This is a genomic window from Curtobacterium sp. VKM Ac-2922 (genome assembly GCF_022815645.1).
Lineage (GTDB): Bacteria > Actinomycetota > Actinomycetes > Actinomycetales > Microbacteriaceae > Curtobacterium.
In genome coordinates, this window is sequence record NZ_JALGRO010000008.1 from 133,708 (window position 1) to 152,484 (window position 18,777).

Here is an 18,777-nt window from a genome sequence, read left to right on the forward strand (position 1 = left end):
CGACGATGACCAGCACCCTGCCCCCGGTGGTCGAACCCACGACCACCCGCGCCGTCACCACCCGTGGCGCCAAGCCCCCGCGTCCGAAGCCGAGCGTCGGCCGCGTGGTCGCCTGGATCGCGATGATCGCCGTGATCGCCGTGACCCTGTTCCCGTTCTACTGGATCCTGCGCACCGCGCTGTCCTCGAACGGCGCGATCTCCGCCGACCCCACCTCGCTGTTGCCGACCGGGTTCAGCCTGGGTGGCTTCGAGCGGGTGTTCGGCCTGCAGTCCACGAAGGAGGCGCTCGCACAGGGCGGCTCCGGCGCGGCGATCAACTTCTGGCAGTACCTGCTGAACTCGGTCATCACCGCGACGATGATCACCGTCGGCCAGGTGTTCTTCTCGGCGGCAGCGGCCTACGCCTTCGCCCGCCTGCGCTGGCCCGGACGCGACCAGGTGTTCGGCGTGTTCCTGGCCGGGCTGATGGTCCCGACGATCTTCACGCTCCTGCCGAACTTCACCCTGATCAAGTCGCTCGGGCTGGTCGACACGCTGCTCGGGATCTCGTTGCCGTCGATGCTCATGACCCCGTTCGCGGTGTTCTTCCTGCGGCAGTTCTTCCTCGGGATCTCGCGCGAGGTCGAAGAAGCCGCACTCATCGACGGTGCGGGCAAGATCCGGGTGTTCTTCCGCCTCATCCTGCCGATCGCGTCCGCCCCGATCGCGACGCTGGCGGTGCTGACGTACATCACCGCCTGGAACGACTACTTCTGGCCGCTGATGGTGTCGTACACGGACAGCTCCCGCGTGCTCACGGTCGCGCTGGGCGTCTTCAAGTCGCAGTCCCCGCAGTCCGGCACCGACTGGGCGGGCCTGATGGCCGCGACCCTGGTGGCCGCGCTCCCGATGATCGTGCTGTTCGGCGTCTTCGCCAAGCGCATCGTCAACTCCATCGGCTTCTCCGGCATCAAGTAGGGAACCCCACGACCATGACGAACTCCATCACCCGTCGCTCGCTGTTCGCCGGCGGCGCCTCGGCGCTGGCCCTCGGTGCGCTCGCCGCGTGCTCGTCGCCCGGTGCCGTCAACCCGAAGAGCGGCGCGACCGGCACCGTGTCGTACTGGCTGTGGGACGCGAACCAGCTCCCCGCGTACCAGGCCGTCGCGAAGGCCTTCGAGCAGGAGAACCCGGACATCACGATCAAGATCACCCAACTCGGCTGGGCCGACTACTGGACGAAGCTCACCGCGGGCTTCATCGCCGGCACCGCCCCCGACGTGTTCACCGACCACCTGTCGAAGTTCCCGCAGTTCGCCGACCTCGACGTGCTGTACAAGCTGGACGAGCTCGAGGCGACGTCGTCCATCCGCGACGACGACTACCAGTCCGGGCTCGCACAGCTCTGGAAGGGCAAGGACGGCCACCGCTACGGCTCGCCCAAGGACTGGGACACCATCGCGATGTTCTACGACGAGAAGGTCATCGCCAAGGCGGGCTACTCCGCCGCGGACCTGGCCGCCCTGCAGTGGAACCCGGACGACGGCGGCACGTTCGAGCAGGCCGTCGCCCACCTGACCATCGACGGCAAGGGCCGCCGCGGGGACGAGCCCGGCTTCGACAAGAACGACGTCGCCGTCTACGGGATGAGTGCGAACGGCAGCGGCGGTGACGGCTTCGGGCAGACGCAGTGGTCGCCGTTCACCGGGTCGACGGACTGGTACTACACGAACAGCAACCCGTGGGGGAACAAGTTCCGCTACGACGACGCCGGGTTCCAGAAGACGATCTCGTGGTACTTCGGGCTGGCCGAGAAGGGCTACATGCCCAAGTACGGCGTCTTCTCGACCACGACCGGTCCGGACGTGCAGCTCGGGTCGAAGAAGGTCGCACTGTCGTTCAACGGCTCGTGGATGATCGGCACGTACGCCAACCTGCCCGGCATCACGGTCGGCATCGCACCGACGCCGTCGGGTCCGGTCGGGCATCGTGCGTCGATGTTCAACGGCCTGGGCGACTCGATCACCAAGCAGGCGAAGCACCCCGAGGCCGCGGCGAAGTGGGTCGCGTACCTGGGCAGCGACGCCGCGCAGCGGATCGTCGGTCGTGCCGGCATCGTGTTCCCGGCACGCCGGGCCGGCACGGACGCCGCGGTGGCCGCGTTCGCCAAGCGCGGGCTCGACGTCGCGGCGTTCACCGAGCAGGTCGACGACAAGACGACCTTCCTGTTCCCGGTCACCCGCAACCCGGCCGACGTGCAGGCGCTGGTGCAGCCGGCGTTCGACGACATCTACGCCAACGGCAAGCCGATCTCGTCGCTCACCGCGGTGAACGAGCAGGTGAACACGCTGCTCGCGCTCACCTAGGCGGGTGGTCCGGTGTGGGGTGCGGTGTCAGGCGCCCAGCGCGTGCATCTGGATCGCGACCGCGGCCGCGCCGCGGGCCCACTCGTTGAACCGGAACGGCTGTGCGATCAGCGTGGGGGCCGGGGTGGACCAGTGTCGAGCCGCCTCGACGGAGCGGTCGAGGGCATCGCGGCCGACCTCGGCGATCCCGACCAGCTCGCCGGACAGCAGCACGACCTCGGGATCCACGACGTTGACGACGTCGGCGACGAGCAGGCCGAGCGCCTCGGCGGCGGTGTCGACGACCGTGCGGGCCCGGGGGTCACCCTGTCGCGCGACGTCGAGCAACTCGGCGGCCGTCACCGTCCGGTCGAGCGCCCGGCTGCCGGTCAGGGCGAGCGCGCGTGCGCTGAGGACCGCCCGCGCGCAGCCGCGGTGGCCGAACTCGCACTGCAGGTCGGATGCGCCGACCGCACCGCCGAGCCGCTGGTGCCCGATGCTGCCCGCGGTCGAGTGCGCCCCGTCGACGACGGCGTCCCCGACGACCAGCCCGAGCCCGATGCCCGCGCCGACGGTCAGCAGCGCCAGGGACCGGTGGTCACGGCCCTCGCCGAACCAGTGCTCGGCGTGGGTGAGTGCGCGGACGTCGTTCTCCACCGACGCGGGCAGGCCCGTGGCGGCGGTGAGCAGGGCCGCGAGCGGGACGTCCTGCCACCCCAGGAACGGTGCACGCCGGATCGTGCTGCGGCCCTCGGTGGCGCCGCCGACCGCGACGCAGAGCGCCCGGATCCGGCTGTCCGTCGCGGTGACGTCGGCGACGACTGCGGCGATGCGCGCGACGACGGCCGACACGTCACGGTCCGGCAGGGGTTCCTCGCGTTCGGTGAGCACCCGACCCCGGTGGTCGGTCGACACCGCGAACAGCCCGTCGCCGGTGAGCTTCACGCCGATGAAGTGATGTGCGTCCGCGTCGATGTCGAGCGGGATGGACGGTCGGCCGGTGCCGGTCTGCTGGATGCCGTCCCGCTCGACCAGGACCCCGGACTCGAGCAGCGGACGGGTGATGCGCGACAGGCTCGGACCGGACAGGCCGAGCCGGGCGGCGAGCTCGGTGCGCGGGCGCGGGCCCGCACGCAGGACCTCGAGCACGACGGCCTGCGCGCTGCCGGCGAGGGGCTGCCAGGCGCGCGGGTGTCCTGGGTCGGAGGTGTCGAGCACGGTCGCAAGCCTAGGGCGCGGTGGCGGCCCACAGGCTCGTCCCGGTGCGGGCGCGGCGCGGGCCACCGGTAGGGTTCCTGACATGCCGCACGCTGCACACGCGACACCGATCTGGGCCGTCAAGCTGGCCGTCGTCACCGCACTGGTCGGCATCGCGGGCGGCATCGCCGGTGTCGCGGTGTGGCTCGCGCTGCAGCTGATCCAGTTCGTCGCGTTCGGGTACCCGTTCGGTGGGCACCTCGAGGCAGCCGACGCCCCCTCGGCGCTGAACCGGTTCCTGGCGCTCGTCGCCGCCGGTGTCCTGACCGCGTTCGCCTGGTGGGCGCTGCGTCGCTGGGGGCGTCCGACCGTCGCGGTGACGGCAGCCGTGGGGGGCAAGCGGATGCCGTCCCTGGTGACCCTGGCGAACTCCGGCGTGCAGATCCTGGCGGTCGGGCTCGGCGCATCGATCGGCAAAGAGGTCGCGCCGCGCGAGATCGGTGCCTGGCTGGCGCAGGTCGTCACCCGCCGGGCCGGCCTGACCGAACGCGAGACGAAGATCCTGGTGGCGTGCGGTGCCGCCGCGGGCCTGGCTGCCGTGTACGACGTACCACTCGGCGGGGCGCTGTTCGCGGTCGAGGTCCTGCTCGGCGAACTCACCCTGTCGACCGCCCTGCCGGCGTTCGCCACGAGTGCGATCGCGGCACTGGTCGCACGCCTGGCGATCCCCGACGAGGTGCTGTACCACGTGCCCGCGATGCCGATGTCGCCGTCGTTGCTCGTCTGGGCGATCGTCGTCGGGCCGGTGCTCGGCCTGGCCGGGGTGGGGTTCGTGAAGCTGACGAACCGGCTGCAGGGACTCGCGCCGAAGGGGTGGCACCTGCTCGTCGTCCTGCCCCTGGTGTTCGCGATGGTCGGGCTGATCGCCGTGCCGTTCCCGGACATCCTGGGCAACGGGCGAGCGCTCGGGGTGCTGGCGATGAACACCTCGCTCGACGACGGCACCACGATGGGCATGGCACCGATCCTGTTCCTGCTGGTGCTCGGCATCATCCGCACGATCACCACCTCGGCCACGATCGGCGCCGGCGCGGTCGGGGGCACCCTGACGCCGTCGATCGCCATCGGGTCGGCGTTCGGCGGGTTCCTCGGCGGTGCGTGGCTGCTGCTCTGGCCGGCGGACGGCCCGGGGCTGGCGTCCTTCGCGTTCATCGGCGCCGCGGCGTTCCTGGCGACGACGATGCGGGCGCCGTTCACCGCGCTCGTGCTCGTCGTGGAGTTCACCCAGCAGGGCACCGACATCCTGATCCCGTCGCTGCTGGCGGTCACCGGGTCGGTCGCGGTCGGGTTCGTGCTCGCGCGCCGTCGCAGCGCCCAGATGGCCTGACGCCCGCGCGGCCCCGGGCGGCCCGCGCGGCCCCGGGCGGCCCGCGCGGCCCCGGGTGGCCCGGGCGCTCGCCGAGTCTCGGCCTGGCGGACACGGTGCGGCGTCCGGAAGCCGAGTCCTGTCCGCGGGGCCGAGACTCGGCGCCGACCCGCGCGCGCACCGGGGAGCCGCCGGAGGCCTACCATCGGCCGCACACGCCGGGGCAGCGGGCCCCGCGTCGGAGCGAGAGGCACGCACATGGCGGGGTTCGACGACATCACCAAGAAGGCGCAGGAGTTCCTGAAGGACGGCAAGGTCCAGGACGCGCTCAAGAGCGAGAAGGCCGAGGACGTCAGCGACAAGGTCCTCGACGGCGTCGCCGACGCGGTGAAGAAGGCCACCGGCGGCAAGTTCGACGACAAGATCGACGGCGCCCGCGACTCGGCCGACAAGCACATCGGCAACCAGTAGTCGCGCCGGCACCGACCAGCACGGACACGGCCCCGGAGCCAGCACGGCACCGGGGCCGAGTGCTGCCCGGCCGCAGCCCGGCTGGACTCCGACCGGAACAACGGGGACCATGGAGCGGTTGTCCCCGACGACAGCAGGAGGAACCATCCCCGTGACGATCCATGCGCCAGACCGCCCGCTCACCGACGCCGAGACCCGACGGATCCGCAGCGACTTCCCGATCCTCGACCAGCAGGTGAACGGCTTCCCGTTGGCGTACCTGGACTCCGGCGCCACCGCCGAGCGCCCCCGGCAGGTGCTCGATGCCGAACGCCGGTTCCTCGAGCACGACAACGCGGCCGTGCACCGCGGCGCACACACCCTCGCCGCCCTGAGCACCGACGCGTACGAGGACGCCCGCGCCACCGTCGCCGGCTTCGTCGGCGCGGCCAGCCCCTCCGAGGTCGTCTGGACCGCCAACGCGACCGACGCCCTCAACCTGGTGGCGTACGGCATCGCCAACGCCAGCCGAGGGCGCGGGGGAGTCGCGGCCGAGCGCTTCCGGCTCACCGTGGGCGACGAGGTCCTGGTGACGGAGGCCGAGCACCACGCCAACCTGGTCCCGTGGCAGGAACTCGCGATCGCCACCGGCGCGACCCTGCGGTGGGTGCCCGTCGACGACACCGGCTGCTGGAGCGCCGACGACGCCCGCGCACTGATCACCGAGCGCACCAAGGTCGTCGCGATCGCCCACGTGTCGAACGTCACGGGCATGATCGCCCCCGTCGCCGAGGTCGTGGCGGCTGCCCACGCCGTCGGGGCCCTCGTCGTCCTCGACGCGTGCCAGTCCGCTCCGCACCGGCCGCTGGACGTACGGGCGCTCGACGTCGACTTCGCCGCGTTCTCCGGGCACAAGATGCTCGGCCCGAACGGCATCGGCGTGCTGTGGGGCCGTCAGCAGCTGCTCGACGCGCTGCCGCCCTTCCGCACCGGGGGCTCGATGATCACCACCGTGACGATGGAGCACACCGACTTCATGCCCGCGCCCGAGCGCTTCGAGGCCGGCACCCAGCCCGTGTCCCAGGCCGTCGCGCTCGCCGAGGCCGTCCGCTACCTGCAGGGCATCGGCATGGAGCGCGTCCGCGCGCACGAGGAGCACCTCGCCCAACGCATGCTCGACGGGCTCGCGCAGGTCCCCGGCGTCACGGTCGTCGGCCCGCCCGCCGGGGTCCCGCGCTCCGGACTGGTGTCGTTCGACGTCGCCGGCGTGCACGCGCACGACGTGTCGCAGTACCTCGACGCCCAGGGCATCGCCGTCCGCTCGGGCCACCACTGCGCCCAACCGCTGCACCGCCGACTGGGTCTGACCGCGACCAGTCGCGCCAGCTCGTACGTCTACACGACCGACGAGGACGTCGACCGGTTCGTCCGCGCCGTCGGCGAGGTCCGCGGGTACTTCGGCGCCGACGCACCGACCGAGGGGGTCACCGCGTGAACGCCCTCGACTCCCTGTACCAGCAGGTGATCCTCGACCACGCCAAGGCCCGGCACGGCGACACCGCGCTGCCCGACGCCGATGCCTCGCACTTCGAACGGAACCCGACCTGCGGCGACGAGATCACCGTCAGCGTGCGCCTCGAGCCCGGCTCGGACCGCATCGGGGCGATCGCCTGGCAGGGTGACGGCTGCTCGATCTCGATGGCGTCCGCCTCGGTGCTCACGGACATGGCCGTCGGTCGCACCGTGCCGGAGATGCTCGCCCTGACCGAGGAGTTCCGCACGATGATGCGCTCCCGCGGTGTGGGCGAGCCCGACGAGGACGTGCTCGAGGACCTGGTCGCCTTCCACGGCGTCTCGAAGTTCGTGATGCGCGTCAAGTGCGGCATGCTCGCCTGGGTCGCGGCCGAGGCTGCCGCCCGCGAGGCGACCGCGGCCCGCTGAGCGCGACCGCCTGACGGACAGGAGGCGCGCGGCGGCCCCGCCACGGGCCTCCCGTCTCATCGCCGGTGTCCGGCTCACCCCGTCAACCGGCCCAGCAGATCGGCCAGCGTCCGCCGCTCGGCTTCGCCGAGCGGCGCGAAGAGGTCGTCGAGCACCTGGCCGGCGATCCGGTGTCCCTGGTCGAGGGCCGAGCGGCCGGCCGGCGTCAGCGCGTGGTCGATCCGCCGGCCCTGCCCTGCCGACCGGACGATCAGCCCGCGATCGACCATGCGGGTGGCGAGCGTGCCGAACGCCTGATCGCTCTGGAACGTCGCGACTGCCAGGTCGTGGCCCGAGGCGCCGGGCATCCGGTCGATCGCCCGCAGCGCGTCCCACTGCACCAGGGTGACGCCGACGTCGTGCAGCGCCGTGTCCATCGTGCGGTGGTTGCGCCACTGCGTGCGTTTGATCGCCTGCCCGAGTCGTTCCAGGTCCGTCGTCATGGTGCTACCGTATCAACACACGTAGATAAACATGTTGAGATAGGACGCGACGATGAACCCCACCACCACGGACCCCACCCGGACCGCACTCGTGCTGCACGGGGGCGGTGGACCGATGACCGTCGCACCGATCGCGGCGCACCTCGCCCCGACGATGCACGCCGTCGCGCCCACGCACCCGGGCTGGGAGGGCACTGAGCGCCCCGAGGACATCGCCTCGGTGGCGGACCTCGCGGCGCTGTACCTGGAGCGCCTCCTGACGGACGGTGACCGGGACGCCGTCGTGGTCGGCTCGTCGATCGGCGGGTGGATCGCCCTCGAGATCGCGGTGCAGGCGGCGGCGGACGACCGGTTCGCGGGTGTGCTCGGCGCGGTCGTCGTGATCGACGCCGTCGGGGTCGTGGTGCCGGGGGAGCCCGTCGCCGACTTCTTCGCGCTCGACGCCCGCGGGCTGGCCGAGGCCGCCTGGCACGACCCCGAGCGCGGCTACCGGGACCCGGCCGCGGCGACCGACGAGCAGCGTGCCGTCCAGCAGTCGAACGGTGCCACGATGGCCGCCCTCGCGGGACGCGGGATGAGCGACCCATCGCTGCTCGAGCGGCTCCGAGCGATCACCGTCCCGACGCTCGTGGTCTGGGGTGCGAGTGACCAGATCGTCACGCCGGGGTACGGCAGCGCGCTCGCAGCCGCGATCCCGGGCGCGGCCTTCGTCGAGGTCCCGGCAGCAGGGCACCTGCCGCACCTCGAGGCGCCGCAGGACACCTGGGCGGCGATCGACCGGTTCCTCGCAGCGCACTGACGTGCGACGGCGGACGGTGACGGGTCAGACGACCTCGGTGACGACGACCCACACCCAGAACGCCACGACCGCAGCCAGCGCCACGGCGTGCGCGACCCGGTGCGCGGCGACGACGGCCACGAACTCGCGCAGGAACGCACTCGGCACGTAGTAGCGGGCGGTGCGGGCCCCGACGACCTCGGCGTCGCTGCCGATGCTCCGCGCCAGCATTGCCGCCCGCATGACGTGGTAGTTGCTCGTCGCCACCACCACCGACCCGGTCAGCCCCGCGTCCTGCTGCACGCGCTGCGAGAACCGCAGGTTCTCGTCGGTGTTCGTCGACCGGGTCTCGGGCAGGACCGCGGTCTCGGGGACCCCCTGCGCCACGAGGTACTCGGCCATGGCCGCTCCCTCGGCGCGGGACTCGTCGGGACCCTGTCCGCCGGACGGGATCATCACCGTCGACCGGCCCCGCTCGACCGAGTGCCGCCACACCGCGATGCCCTTGTCGAGTCGGGACCGCAGGAGCGGGGGGACCTGCCCGCGCACCAGGCCGGAGCCCAGGACGACGACCACGTCGGCCTCGCGGGGCTTGTCGACGTGCCCGTACACCAGGGCCGAGAGCAGGAAGACGAGGAACACGATGCCGACGTACCCGGCGACGGCGAGCACGAGCAGGAACGCCGCCTCGCCGAACGTCGACCCCGAGCGCAACAGCACGGCGAGTGCGGCGATCACGACGACCAGACCGAAGCCGACCACGAGTGACAGCAGGTTGCCGAGGCTGCGGCCCTCGCGCCGGAACATCCGGACGCCGTTCGCGATGAGGAACCCGGCGAGCACGACGACCCCCACGGGGAACAGCAGGATCGCACCGACCAGCAGGACCTGGACGGCGGGGAACCGCGTCGCGACCACCTCGACCACGCCGAGCACGCCGAAGAACAGCGCACCGAGCAGCAGGACGCCGTTGCGGAGCATCCGGCGGTCGCGTCGCCGCAGGGCGACGTAGCCGAGTGCGCAGACGACGGCGAACGCGAGGAGGACCACGGGACGAACCTAACGGTCGGGACTGACGGACTGACGGACTCACGGACAGGAGGCCCGGTGCCAGCTGGCACCGAGCCTCCTGTCCGCGGGGTGGGAACGCCTAGACCAGCGCGGTGAACGACGCGTCGCGCACCAGCAGGGTCGCGGCGTCGCCGTCGACCCGCTGGTCCGGGTCGCTCGACAGCCCGAGCGACCACGTCCCACCGCCCGGCTTGACGGGCAGGGTGAACTCGATCGTCGTCTCGGACGCGTTCAGCAGCACGGCCACCGTGTCGTCGCCCTGCTCGAGTACGAGCATCACGGCGCGGTTGCCGACGTCGGCCCAGTCGGCGTCCTCGAAGCCCGCGTCGTCCGCGCGCAGCACCGACACCGTCGACGGCGAGTCACCGGGTGCCGTGCGGTACCACTCCGGACGCAGCGCCACGTGCTCCTTGCGGAAGACGATGGCCGAGCGGGTGAACGCCAGCAGGTCCTGGTCGGCAGCGGCCCAGTCGAACCACGAGATCGCGTCGTCGTGGCAGTAGGCGTTGTTGTTGCCGCCCTGCGACCGAGCGATCTCGTCGCCGCCCAGGATCATCGGCACACCGGCGGACAGCAGCAGCGTGCCGAGGAAGTTCCGACGCTGCCGGTCGCGGTAGTCGTTCACGGCGCCGTCGTCGGTCGGCCCCTCGATGCCGCCGTTGAACGACGTGTTGTTGCTCTCGCCGTCGTTGTTGTCCTCGCCGTTCGCCTCGTTGTGCTTGTCGGCGTACATCGTCAGGTCGGCGAGCGTGAACCCGTCGTGTGCGGTGACGAAGTCGACCGAGCAGACCGGTGCGCGGCGCGAGCCCTCGTAGACGTCCGGGCTGCCCAGGAACCGCTGGACGGCGTCGCCCAGGATGCCCGCGTCGCCGCGCCAGAAGGCGCGCATGTCGTCGCGGTACTTGCCGTTCCACTCGGACCACTCGGCCGGGAACCCGCCCACCTGGTACCCCGCGGTGTCCCACGGCTCGGCGATCATCTTGACCGTCCGCAGCACCGGGTCCTGGTGGATGATGTCGAGGAACGCCGATCGGCGGCTGGCCTCGTTGTCCTGCCGGGTCAGCGTGGTGGCCAGGTCGAAGCGGAAGCCGTCGACGTGCATCTCCTCGACCCAGTAGCGCAGCGAGTCCGCGATCAGCCCGAGCGCGGTGGGGTGCGCGACGTTGAGCGAGTTGCCCGTGCCCGTCGTGTCGAAGTAGCTCGACCCGTCGTCCTCGACCAGGCGGTAGTACGACGGGTTGTCGATGCCCTTGAACGACAGCGTCGGGCCCATGTGGTTGCCCTCGGCGGTGTGGTTGTAGACCACGTCCATGATGACCTCGAGCCCCGCGGCGTGCAGGGCCTTCACCATCTGCTTGAACTCCGCGACCTGCTGGCCGGCCGTGCCCGAGGACGAGTACTCGTCGTGCGGCGCGAAGAACCCGATGGAGTTGTAGCCCCAGTAGTTGCGCAGGCCCTTGTCGAGCAGGGTCGAGTCCTGCACGAACTGGTGCGTCGGCAGCAGCTCGACCGCCGTCACGCCCAGGTCGACCAGGTGCTGGATCGCCGCCGGGTGTGCCAGGCCGGCGTAGGTGCCGCGGATCTCCTCGGGGACGTCGGGGTGCTGCTTCGTGAAGCCCTTGACGTGCACCTCGTACACGACGCTGTCGGCCAGGCTCGTGCCCGGGTGGGTGTCACCCTCCCAGTCGAACGTGCGGTCGGCGACCACGGACTTCGGCATCGCGCTCGCCGAGTCGGTGTCGTCGATCTGGTCGGGGTGCTCCATGTCGTGGCCGAACAGTGCCTGGCCCCATTCGTAGGTGCCGTCGATCGCGGTGGCGTAAGGGTCGAGCAGGAGCTTGGCGGCGTTGTGGCGCAGGCCGTTCGCGGGGTCCCAAGGGCCGTGCACGCGGAAGCCGTAGCGGGTGCCGACGGTGACCTCGGGCACGATGTCGTGGAAGGTGTAGCCGGTGCGGTGGGTGAGCTCCGTGCGGTGCTCGGTCCCGTCGTCGTCGAAGCGGCAGAACTCGACACGGTCGGCGGTGGTGGAGAAGAGAGCGACGTTGGCGCCGCCGTCGACGAGCGTGACGCCGAGCGGCGATCGCGTTGAAGAGGTCATGGGTCCAGTTGTACTGACGGGGCGCTGTGCTTGCGGGCGGTCCCCGTACCCCGTGGCACGATCGTCGGATGGACATCGCTGCTCCGATCGACACCAGGACCCAGCCCTTCGCCGTCGGCGACCCCGTCGCCCTACGGAGCGTCAACACCTACGGGGACCACGGAGAGGCGGTCGGCTTCTCCGTCGCCGGACGGGTGCTCGTGGATGACGCCGACCTGACCGTCGTGGCGACACCGGCGCGGTCCGCCGTCCGACGTCGCGCCGGGGTGGGCAGCGGACCGAACGGTCGGCTGGTCACGCCGGACGACTGGGACGGCTCGTACGTCGAAGACACCTGGTTCGGCGCACCCGTCGTCCGCGTGCACCGCCGGGGCACACCGTGGTCGGTGTGGCGGTGGCACGACGGCTCCGATTGGGAGCCCGACTGGTACGTCAACCTCGAGCTGCCGTGGGCGCGGACGCCCGTCGGGTTCGACAGCCAGGACTGGACGCTCGACGTGGTCGCCCGACAGGGTGCCGACGGCGGGTGGTCGGTGCGCTACAAGGACGAGGACGAGCTCGCGTTCTTCGCCGACCTCGGACTCTGGCCCGCCGCGATGCGCTCGGTGATCGAGGGCGCCGGCGCCGAGGCGACCGCCGCGGTCACCGCGGGGGAGTTCCCCTTCACCGCCGACTGGTCGGCCTGGGTGCCGGACCCGGCCTGGGCTCCGGTGGAGCTGCCGTCCGGTTGGTGCCGGCTCGATCTGGGTCGTGGCTGACGCCAGGCCCGTGGCGCGTCACGCCGTCGTCCGGCGGTACACGGAACGGGCGGCCGAGCACGCGGTGCAGTTCGGAATCGTGCCGACGAGCACCTCGTCACGGATCCTCGCAAGCTGTCAGTGACTGACGCGTTGCAAGGGTCCGGAAACGAGCTCGATCGGGCCAGCCGGTACCCGAGCGGCGTCGCGTGGCAGGTCGCGTCCGGACGGTGCACTCCGCGCCCGACTGCGCTGACGCGATCGCCCCGAGGCGGTCAGTCCCCGGGAGCCAGCTCCCGACGCATCTCGCTGGTCGGCTCGTGCCAGAGGTCGGCATCGGCCACCAGGGCATCCTCGACGACACAGGTGCGGACGTGCACGTCCCGTCTCCGGGCGAGGTCGCGGACGGCCCGTGGTGCGGCACGACGTGCCCCGTCGCGTACTGTGATCGGCATGTGGTGGTGGATCGGGGCCGGGATCGTGCTGACGGCGTTGCTGGTGCTCTGGTTCCTGCTGCACTGGTCCACCGATCTCGGTGCGCGGTCCCGCCGGTTCGAGGGAACGGATCCCGAGGTCGCCGCTGCCCTCCGTCAAGCCGAGATCGAAGCGGCGCGGGGCCGCATGCACTTCTGACGGGAGGCCCGTGGTGCGTCACGACGTCGTCCGGCGGTACACGGAGCGAGCGGCCGAGTACGCACAGCGGCTCGGCACGATCGCGCACCTCCACCCCGCCGACGAGCACCTGGTCACGTCCTGGGCGGCGTCCCAGCATGGTCGCGTGCTCGATGCCGGGTGCGGACCCGGACACTGGGCCGCGCACCTGGTGGCGTGCGGGCACGACGCCGTGGGCATCGACGCGGTCCCGGCATTCGTCGACCACGCACGTCGGGCTTACCCGGGCCTGCAGTTCGACGTGGGCGACCTCGGCGCCCTGACCGCTCCGGACGACGCGTTCGCCGGCGTGCTCGCCTGGTACTCGCTCATCCACCACGAGCCCGCGGCGCTGCCAGCCGTGCTCGCCGAGTTCGCGCGGGTCCTCGAACCCGGTGGGGGACTGCTCGTCGGGTTCTTCACCGGCGCTGCCGTGGAGCCCTTCGACCACGCGGTCACCACCGCGTGGCGCTGGTCGCCCGCGGCGCTCGCCGCAGTCCTCGACACAGCGGGCTTCGAGGTGCTCGAGACCCACACCCGCAGCGTTCCGGGTGACCGGCCGCGCCCGCACGGCGCGATCGTCGCTCGCCTGCGCTCCTGATCGAGCTCACGGGTCGTCCGGTGGAGTGGCTCAGCGTGTCCAGGGGTCCTCGGGGCGACGGCCCGGCCGGAACCCGAAGTGCTCGAGCATCGCCACGGCCTCGGGGAACCCGTGTGCCAGGACCTCGGGTGTGTGCGCGTCGCTGCCGAAGGTGACCGCGCGTCCGCCCTCGTCAGCCCACCACTCCGGGATCCACGACCACAGCCGGCGGGTGTTCATCTCGAGCGCACGACCGGACCGCGCGATCGCCCGCATCGCCGCCCGGAACCCGTCCTCGAACGCCCGGGGGTCGAAGGGTCCCTCGGTCTCGGAGGGCCAGGCGCGGACCGCGTAGTCGATGTGCGTGAACACCTCGAACACGCTCGACCCGTCGACCATGCGCGGGACTTCGTCCAGGTACGCCCACACCACGTCGGCCGCCGGGCGGTGCCGGTAGAGCGTCATCGGCTCTGCGCGCAGCCCGTCGTGGAACGGCAGCATGTGCAGCGAGCCGTTCACCCGGTCGATCGCACCCGAGTCGAGCACGGAGGACGCCGCCGACTCCCACAGGTGCGGCTGTCCGAACTCCAGCCCGGTCAGGATCCGCAGGTCGGGGAACGCGTGCCGGCACCGGTCGATCTGCTCCAGGTAGCCGTCCAGGTCGAACACCGGCAGTCGCACGATGCCGTCCGCGTCGACGTACTTCGTCTCGTGGTGGGTGAAGTCGCCCTCGTCCACCTTCCAGGCGTCCTCGAGGTCCAGGTGCTCGGTGAACACCAGTGCCGGCAGCCCGATGCGCATCGCCCGGGCGCAGGTGCGCCACATCAGGTCTGCGGAGTCGGGTGCCGAACCGGCGTCCCAGGAGAACTGGCTGTGCACGTGCGCGTCGGCGGGCAGCGTCATGGGCTCGACCCTGCCACATCCGCACCGGTCAGAGCACGCGTTCGAGCAGCCGGAGCGTGCCGGCGATGTCGATCCGCCGGTCGAGCAACCACTGCACCTGCAGGCCGTCGAACGCCGCGATGATCAGCGAGGCGACCTGGTCGAGGTCGGCGTCGGAGTGCCGGCCGGACGCGGCGAGTTCGTCGCGGAGCAGCGTGGCGAAGTCGGTGCGCGCCTGCTCGAACCGTGCCGAGAAGAAGTCCCTGGCCGTCTCGTTCCCGGATTCGACCGACGCGCCGAGCAGCGTCGTGTACAGCGTCACGAGCGCGGGCTCGCGGACGTTGTCGTTGGCGGACGCGGTCAGCCGGTCGAACACACCCGGCAGGTGCTCGACCGCCCGCACCGATTCCTGGTCACGCTGTCGGAGGACCTCGACCAACAGGGCCTCGCGGGACGAGAAGTAGTGCCGGAGTGCCGCGTGCGAGACCCCGATCGCCTCGCCGATCGCCCGCAACGAGGCGCCGTCGATGCCCCGCGACTCGATCACCTCGAGCGTCTGGTCGAGGATCTCCTGCCGGCGCTGCACCCCCTTGGCGTAGGGGCCTCGGGGGCCGGGTGTGTCGCTGGAGCTCACGGCGACGACCCTACCGGCCGCACAGCAGCGGCCATGGAGACCGCAACAATGCGACCGGAAACTTCCACACGGGGGTTTTCGGTGCTACATTCCCGATCACCTACCAGCACTAGGTATTGGAGGGCAGCGATGCCCCTGATGACTCGAGGAGGAGTCATGTCGACACCGACGTCGAACGAGAAGCACGGGATCGCATCAACCGCGTCCCCCGAATCCACCGCGGCGGCAGCAGCGCTCGCGGCGGAGGGGATCACCCAGCCGGTCGCCACCCAGCGCGTCACCCGCGGCTACCTGTGGGGGCTGAGCCTGGCGCAGTTCGGTCTGTTCGCAGCACTGCTCACACCGGTGTTCGTGAGCATGTCGCTCAAGGCATCGCAGATCAACCCGGAGAACCCGGAGCTCGTGGTCGGCGCAGTCCTGCCGATCGGCGCATTCGGTGCCCTGCTCGCGAACCCGCTCGCCGGCGCGCTGTCGGACCGCACCCGCACCCGGTGGGGCCGTCGGCGCCCGTGGATGGTCGGGGGCCTCGTCGTCTTCATGGTCTCGCTCGTCTGGCTCGCCTTCTCGACGAACCAACTGCAGCTCATGCTGGGCTGGCTCGTCGCGCAGATCGCTGCCAACGCGGTCTTCGCGGCGCTGACCGCGAGCTTCGCGGACAACGTCCCCGAGTTGCAGCGCGGGAAGGCGTCGAGCGTCATCGCGCTCGCGCAGAACCTGGCGATCCTGGCCGGCATCTACCTGGCCGTGTACCTGGTGGGCAACGTCCCGCTGCTGTTCATCGCCCCGGGCATCTTGGCGATCGTGCTGATCCTGGTCTACTGCTTCGTCGCGAAGGACGAACTGCCGACCTACACGCTCAAGAAGTTCACCTGGCTGAACCTGATCTCGTCGTTCTGGACGAACCCGATCAAGAACCCCGACTTCGGGCTCGCCTGGTGGGGCCGCTTCCTCATCACCTTCGGCACGTTCATGTTCACGACCTACCGCGTGCTCTACATGGAGAAGCACATCGGGCTCGAGCCGGCCAAGGCCGTCGCCGCAGTGGCCTTCGGCGTGCTGCTCTACACGATCGCCCTCATGATCGCCGCGGCGATCTCGGGCTGGCTGTCCGACCGGCTCGCCCGGCGCAAGGTCTTCGTCTGGAGCTCCACCGCACTGACCGCCGTCGGTCTGATCGTCCTGGCGCACTCGGACACCGTCGAGAGCTTCTACGTCGCCGAGGTCATCATGGGCTTCGCGTTCGGCGTCTACACCGCCATCGACACGGCGCTGATCGTCGACGTGCTCCCCAACGCCGATCGCCCCGGCAAGGACCTCGGCGTGATCAACATCGCCAACGCCCTGCCGCAGTCGCTCGCACCCGCCGTCGGCCTGTTCCTGCTCCACGTGGGCAGCACCGCCGGGCAGAACTACACGCTCATGCTCTGGGGCGCCGGCGTCGCCGTGATCCTCGGCGCGCTGGTCATCTTCCCCATCAAGTCGGTCCGCTGACCGACGCCACCAGCCTGGAGGCGCGACCTGCGTCGTCGACGCCCCCCGCGCCTCCAGGCAGTCACCTGACCCACCCACGGAAAGGACCCGACATGGCTCCCGCCATCTCGTTGCAGCTCTACACGGTGAACGCCGCCCTGGCGCCCGACCTGGACGGCGGCGTCCGCCGCCTGGCCGAGATCGGCTTCGACACGGTCGAGGCGTTCGCGTTCGTCGACCGCGCTCCCGAGCTCAAGGCCGCGTTCGACGCCCACGGCATCGCCGCCAAGACAGGGCACGCGTTCCTGGTCGAGGAGTCGATCCCGCTGCCCGACGGCACCGTGATGACGGCTCCGTCCCACGCTGACACGTTCGCCGCGGCGAAGACACTCGGCATCGAGATCGTCATCGACCCGTTCGTCGGACCGGACCACTGGACCACGCGCGAGGGTGTCGAGCGCGTCGCACAGCGCCTCAACGCCGCCGCTGCCGAAGCGGCCCAGCACGGCATGCGCGTCGGGTACCACAACCACGACCACGAACTCCGGCCCCGCATCGACGGCAAGCCCGCGCTGCATGTGCTGGCGTCGCTGCTCGACCCGGGCGTCGTGCTCGAACTCGACCTGTACTGGGCGTCCGCCGCCGGCATCGACGTCGTCGCGTTCGTGCAGGAGCTCGGCGACCGCATCGTCGCCGTGCACGTCAAGGACGGCCCGATGCGCGAGGGCATCTCGACCGCCGAGGTCCCGACCGACCAGACCCCGGCCGGGCAGGGCGACGTCCGCCTGGCCGAGGCACTGGCCGCCGCGACGGCGCTGGAGTACGCGGTGATCGAGTTCGACGGCTTCGACGGCGACGTGTTCGACGGGGTCGCCCAGTCCTACCGGTGGCTGGCGTCCACGCTGTCCGCTCCGGCCGCAGCCCAGGTGTCCGCATGACCCGCACGGGCCGGGTCGGCATCGGGTTCATCGGTGCCGGCATGATCAGCGAGCAGTACCTGACCAACCTGACGACGTTCCCCGACGTCGAGGTCGTCCGCATCGGCGACATCGACACCGAGCGGGCGGCTGCCTCGGCGGCGAAGTGGGGCGTGCCGGCGTCGGGCAACGGCGACGACGTGCTGGCGGACCCGGACGTCGAGATCGTCATCAACCTGACGCTGCCCGCCACCCACGTCGAGGTCTCGACCACGGCACTGCGCGCGGGCAAGCACGTGTGGAGCGAGAAGCCGATCGGGGTCGACCGGGCCTCGGCCGCGGGTCTGGTGGCGCTGGCGGACGAGCTCGGGCTCAAGCTCGGCATTGCGCCCGACACCGTGCTCGGCCCGGGGTGGCAGACCGCCAAGCGCGCGATCGCCTCCGGTGCGATCGGCACCCCGCTGACCGCGGTCACGAGCATGCAGTGGCAGGGCCCCGACGTGTTCCACCCGAACGCCTCGTTCCTGTACGCCAAGGGTGCCGGTCCGCTGTTCGACATCGGCCCGTACTACTTCACCGCCCTCGTGCACCTGCTCGGCCCGATCGAGTCCGTCGTCGCCACGGGCTCGAAGTCCCGCGACACCCGATCGCTGGTCGTCGGTCCGAACGCCGGGCAGGAGTTCCCGGTCGAGGTGCCCACCCACGTGTCCGTGCTGACCTCGTTCGAGCAGGGCGCCAACGCGCAGTCGCTGCTGTCGTTCGACACGCCCCTGTTCCGGCACGGGGTGTTCGAGGTGAACGGCACCGAGGGCACCATCGTGCTGCCGGACCCGAACACGTTCGGTGGCGGGCACCCGATCCGCATCGCACGGCCGATCCCCGTCGGGGCGTCGTTCCCGTTCGAGCAACAGTGGGAGACGGTGCTCGACGAGGAACCGACGGTCGGACGTGGCCTGGGCGTGCTGGACATGGCGCGGGCGATCCGGGGCGGGGGAGCGCACATCGCGACCGGGCACGTCGGCTACCACGTGCTCGATGCGATGGTCGCTGTCGAGGAGTCCGTCGAGCGACGGTCGTTCGTCGAGGTCGAGTCGACCGTGGCGCCGATCCCGTCGCTGCCGGAGGACTTCGACCCGCTGGCGTCGACGCTGGAGTCCGTGGCCGTCTGAGTCGCTCACCACCAGCGTCTCACGAGTG

The 18,777-nt window shown here is 71.2% G+C and carries 20 protein-coding genes; 13 read left to right on the plus strand and 7 right to left on the minus strand.

Going from position 1 to position 18,777, the window contains the following annotated elements; genetic code table 11:
- The first annotated feature begins 5 nt into the window (after positions 1-5).
- Both MT346_RS11010 and MT346_RS11015 read left to right on the plus strand, forming a co-directional pair.
- Positions 6-959 carry a carbohydrate ABC transporter permease gene (locus MT346_RS11010; RefSeq protein ID WP_243563109.1) on the plus strand — a complete coding sequence of 318 codons (954 nt, stop codon included), beginning with the start codon at positions 6-8 and terminating at the stop codon, positions 957-959.
- A 14-nt stretch (positions 960-973) separates the two neighbouring features.
- A complete protein-coding gene (locus tag MT346_RS11015) occupies positions 974-2,347 on the plus strand; it encodes a sugar ABC transporter substrate-binding protein (protein ID WP_243563110.1) in 1,374 nt (457 codons plus the stop codon).
- Positions 2,348-2,374: 27 nt separating this feature from the next.
- Here the strand turns inward: MT346_RS11015 and MT346_RS11020 are convergent, their stop codons facing one another.
- Positions 2,375-3,544, minus strand: a complete 1,170-nt coding sequence (locus tag MT346_RS11020; protein WP_243563111.1) for an ROK family transcriptional regulator — start codon at positions 3,542-3,544, stop codon at positions 2,375-2,377.
- Between the two features lie 82 nt (positions 3,545-3,626).
- Here MT346_RS11020 and MT346_RS11025 point away from each other — a divergent pair, with 82 nt between their 5' ends.
- The 4 genes from MT346_RS11025 to sufU all read left to right on the plus strand — a co-directional run bounded on the left by MT346_RS11025 (position 3,627) and on the right by sufU (position 7,280).
- Positions 3,627-4,910, plus strand: coding sequence for a chloride channel protein (locus tag MT346_RS11025; protein ID WP_243563112.1), 1,284 nt, complete (start codon positions 3,627-3,629; stop codon positions 4,908-4,910).
- Positions 4,911-5,147: 237 nt separating this feature from the next.
- Entirely contained in the window at positions 5,148-5,360 is a 213-nt protein-coding gene (locus MT346_RS11030) for an antitoxin (protein WP_243563113.1), read from the plus strand.
- 109 nt (positions 5,361-5,469) lie between these two features.
- The gene (locus MT346_RS11035) at positions 5,470-6,834 is read left to right on the plus strand and encodes a SufS family cysteine desulfurase (protein WP_279396957.1); all 1,365 of its coding nucleotides are present in this window, start codon (positions 5,470-5,472) and stop codon (positions 6,832-6,834) included.
- The gene (gene sufU, locus MT346_RS11040) at positions 6,831-7,280 is read left to right on the plus strand and encodes a Fe-S cluster assembly sulfur transfer protein SufU (RefSeq protein WP_243563114.1); all 450 of its coding nucleotides are present in this window, start codon (positions 6,831-6,833) and stop codon (positions 7,278-7,280) included. Before MT346_RS11035 ends, sufU begins: the two co-directional genes overlap by 4 nt.
- Positions 7,281-7,354: 74 nt before the next feature.
- Here the strand turns inward: sufU and MT346_RS11045 are convergent, their stop codons facing one another.
- The gene (locus MT346_RS11045; RefSeq protein ID WP_243563115.1) at positions 7,355-7,762 is read right to left on the minus strand and encodes a MarR family winged helix-turn-helix transcriptional regulator; all 408 of its coding nucleotides are present in this window, start codon (positions 7,760-7,762) and stop codon (positions 7,355-7,357) included.
- Positions 7,763-7,814: 52 nt separating this feature from the next.
- On the opposite strand from MT346_RS11045, the gene MT346_RS11050 reads away from it, so the two are divergent.
- Positions 7,815-8,561, plus strand: coding sequence for an alpha/beta fold hydrolase (locus MT346_RS11050; RefSeq protein ID WP_243563116.1), 747 nt, complete (start codon positions 7,815-7,817; stop codon positions 8,559-8,561).
- 24 nt (positions 8,562-8,585) lie between these two features.
- Here the strand turns inward: MT346_RS11050 and MT346_RS11055 are convergent, their stop codons facing one another.
- A complete protein-coding gene (locus MT346_RS11055) occupies positions 8,586-9,590 on the minus strand; it encodes a YdcF family protein (protein WP_243563117.1) in 1,005 nt (334 codons plus the stop codon).
- 100 nt (positions 9,591-9,690) lie between these two features.
- Positions 9,691-11,709 carry a glycogen debranching protein GlgX gene (glgX, locus tag MT346_RS11060; RefSeq protein WP_243563118.1) on the minus strand — a complete coding sequence of 673 codons (2,019 nt, stop codon included), beginning with the start codon at positions 11,707-11,709 and terminating at the stop codon, positions 9,691-9,693.
- Positions 11,710-11,777: 68 nt separating this feature from the next.
- On the opposite strand from glgX, the gene MT346_RS11065 reads away from it, so the two are divergent.
- Positions 11,778-12,467, plus strand: coding sequence for a DUF402 domain-containing protein (locus MT346_RS11065; protein WP_243563119.1), 690 nt, complete (start codon positions 11,778-11,780; stop codon positions 12,465-12,467).
- 254 nt (positions 12,468-12,721) lie between these two features.
- On the opposite strand, the gene MT346_RS11070 is transcribed toward MT346_RS11065, so the two are convergent.
- Positions 12,722-12,901: a hypothetical protein gene (locus MT346_RS11070; RefSeq protein WP_243563120.1), complete on the minus strand. Its 180-nt coding sequence runs from the start codon at positions 12,899-12,901 to the stop codon at positions 12,722-12,724.
- On the opposite strand from MT346_RS11070, the gene MT346_RS11075 reads away from it, so the two are divergent.
- On the plus strand, positions 12,900-13,079 hold the full coding sequence (locus MT346_RS11075) for a hypothetical protein (protein ID WP_243563121.1): 180 nt from the start codon (positions 12,900-12,902) through the stop codon (positions 13,077-13,079). The genes MT346_RS11070 and MT346_RS11075 overlap by 2 nt on opposite strands.
- 10 nt (positions 13,080-13,089) lie before the next feature.
- Positions 13,090-13,698, plus strand: coding sequence for a class I SAM-dependent methyltransferase (locus MT346_RS11080; protein ID WP_308221893.1), 609 nt, complete (start codon positions 13,090-13,092; stop codon positions 13,696-13,698).
- Between the two features lie 30 nt (positions 13,699-13,728).
- On the opposite strand, the gene MT346_RS11085 is transcribed toward MT346_RS11080, so the two are convergent.
- Together MT346_RS11085 and MT346_RS11090 are read right to left on the minus strand one after the other, a co-directional pair.
- Complete coding sequence (locus MT346_RS11085) at positions 13,729-14,580, minus strand: PHP domain-containing protein (RefSeq protein WP_243563122.1); 852 nt, start codon at positions 14,578-14,580, stop codon at positions 13,729-13,731.
- A gap of 28 nt (positions 14,581-14,608) precedes the next feature.
- The gene (locus MT346_RS11090) at positions 14,609-15,193 is read right to left on the minus strand and encodes a TetR/AcrR family transcriptional regulator (protein WP_243563123.1); all 585 of its coding nucleotides are present in this window, start codon (positions 15,191-15,193) and stop codon (positions 14,609-14,611) included.
- A gap of 156 nt (positions 15,194-15,349) precedes the next feature.
- Between MT346_RS11090 and MT346_RS11095 the strand changes: the two genes are divergently transcribed.
- The 3 genes from MT346_RS11095 (at position 15,350) to MT346_RS11105 (ending at position 18,749) form a co-directional block, all read left to right on the plus strand.
- On the plus strand, positions 15,350-16,684 hold the full coding sequence (locus tag MT346_RS11095; RefSeq protein WP_243563124.1) for an MFS transporter: 1,335 nt from the start codon (positions 15,350-15,352) through the stop codon (positions 16,682-16,684).
- 92 nt (positions 16,685-16,776) lie between these two features.
- Positions 16,777-17,601 carry a sugar phosphate isomerase/epimerase gene (locus tag MT346_RS11100; protein WP_243563125.1) on the plus strand — a complete coding sequence of 275 codons (825 nt, stop codon included), beginning with the start codon at positions 16,777-16,779 and terminating at the stop codon, positions 17,599-17,601.
- Positions 17,598-18,749: a Gfo/Idh/MocA family protein gene (locus MT346_RS11105; protein ID WP_243563126.1), complete on the plus strand. Its 1,152-nt coding sequence runs from the start codon at positions 17,598-17,600 to the stop codon at positions 18,747-18,749. Before MT346_RS11100 ends, MT346_RS11105 begins: the two co-directional genes overlap by 4 nt.
- Positions 18,750-18,777: the final 28 nt, after the last annotated feature.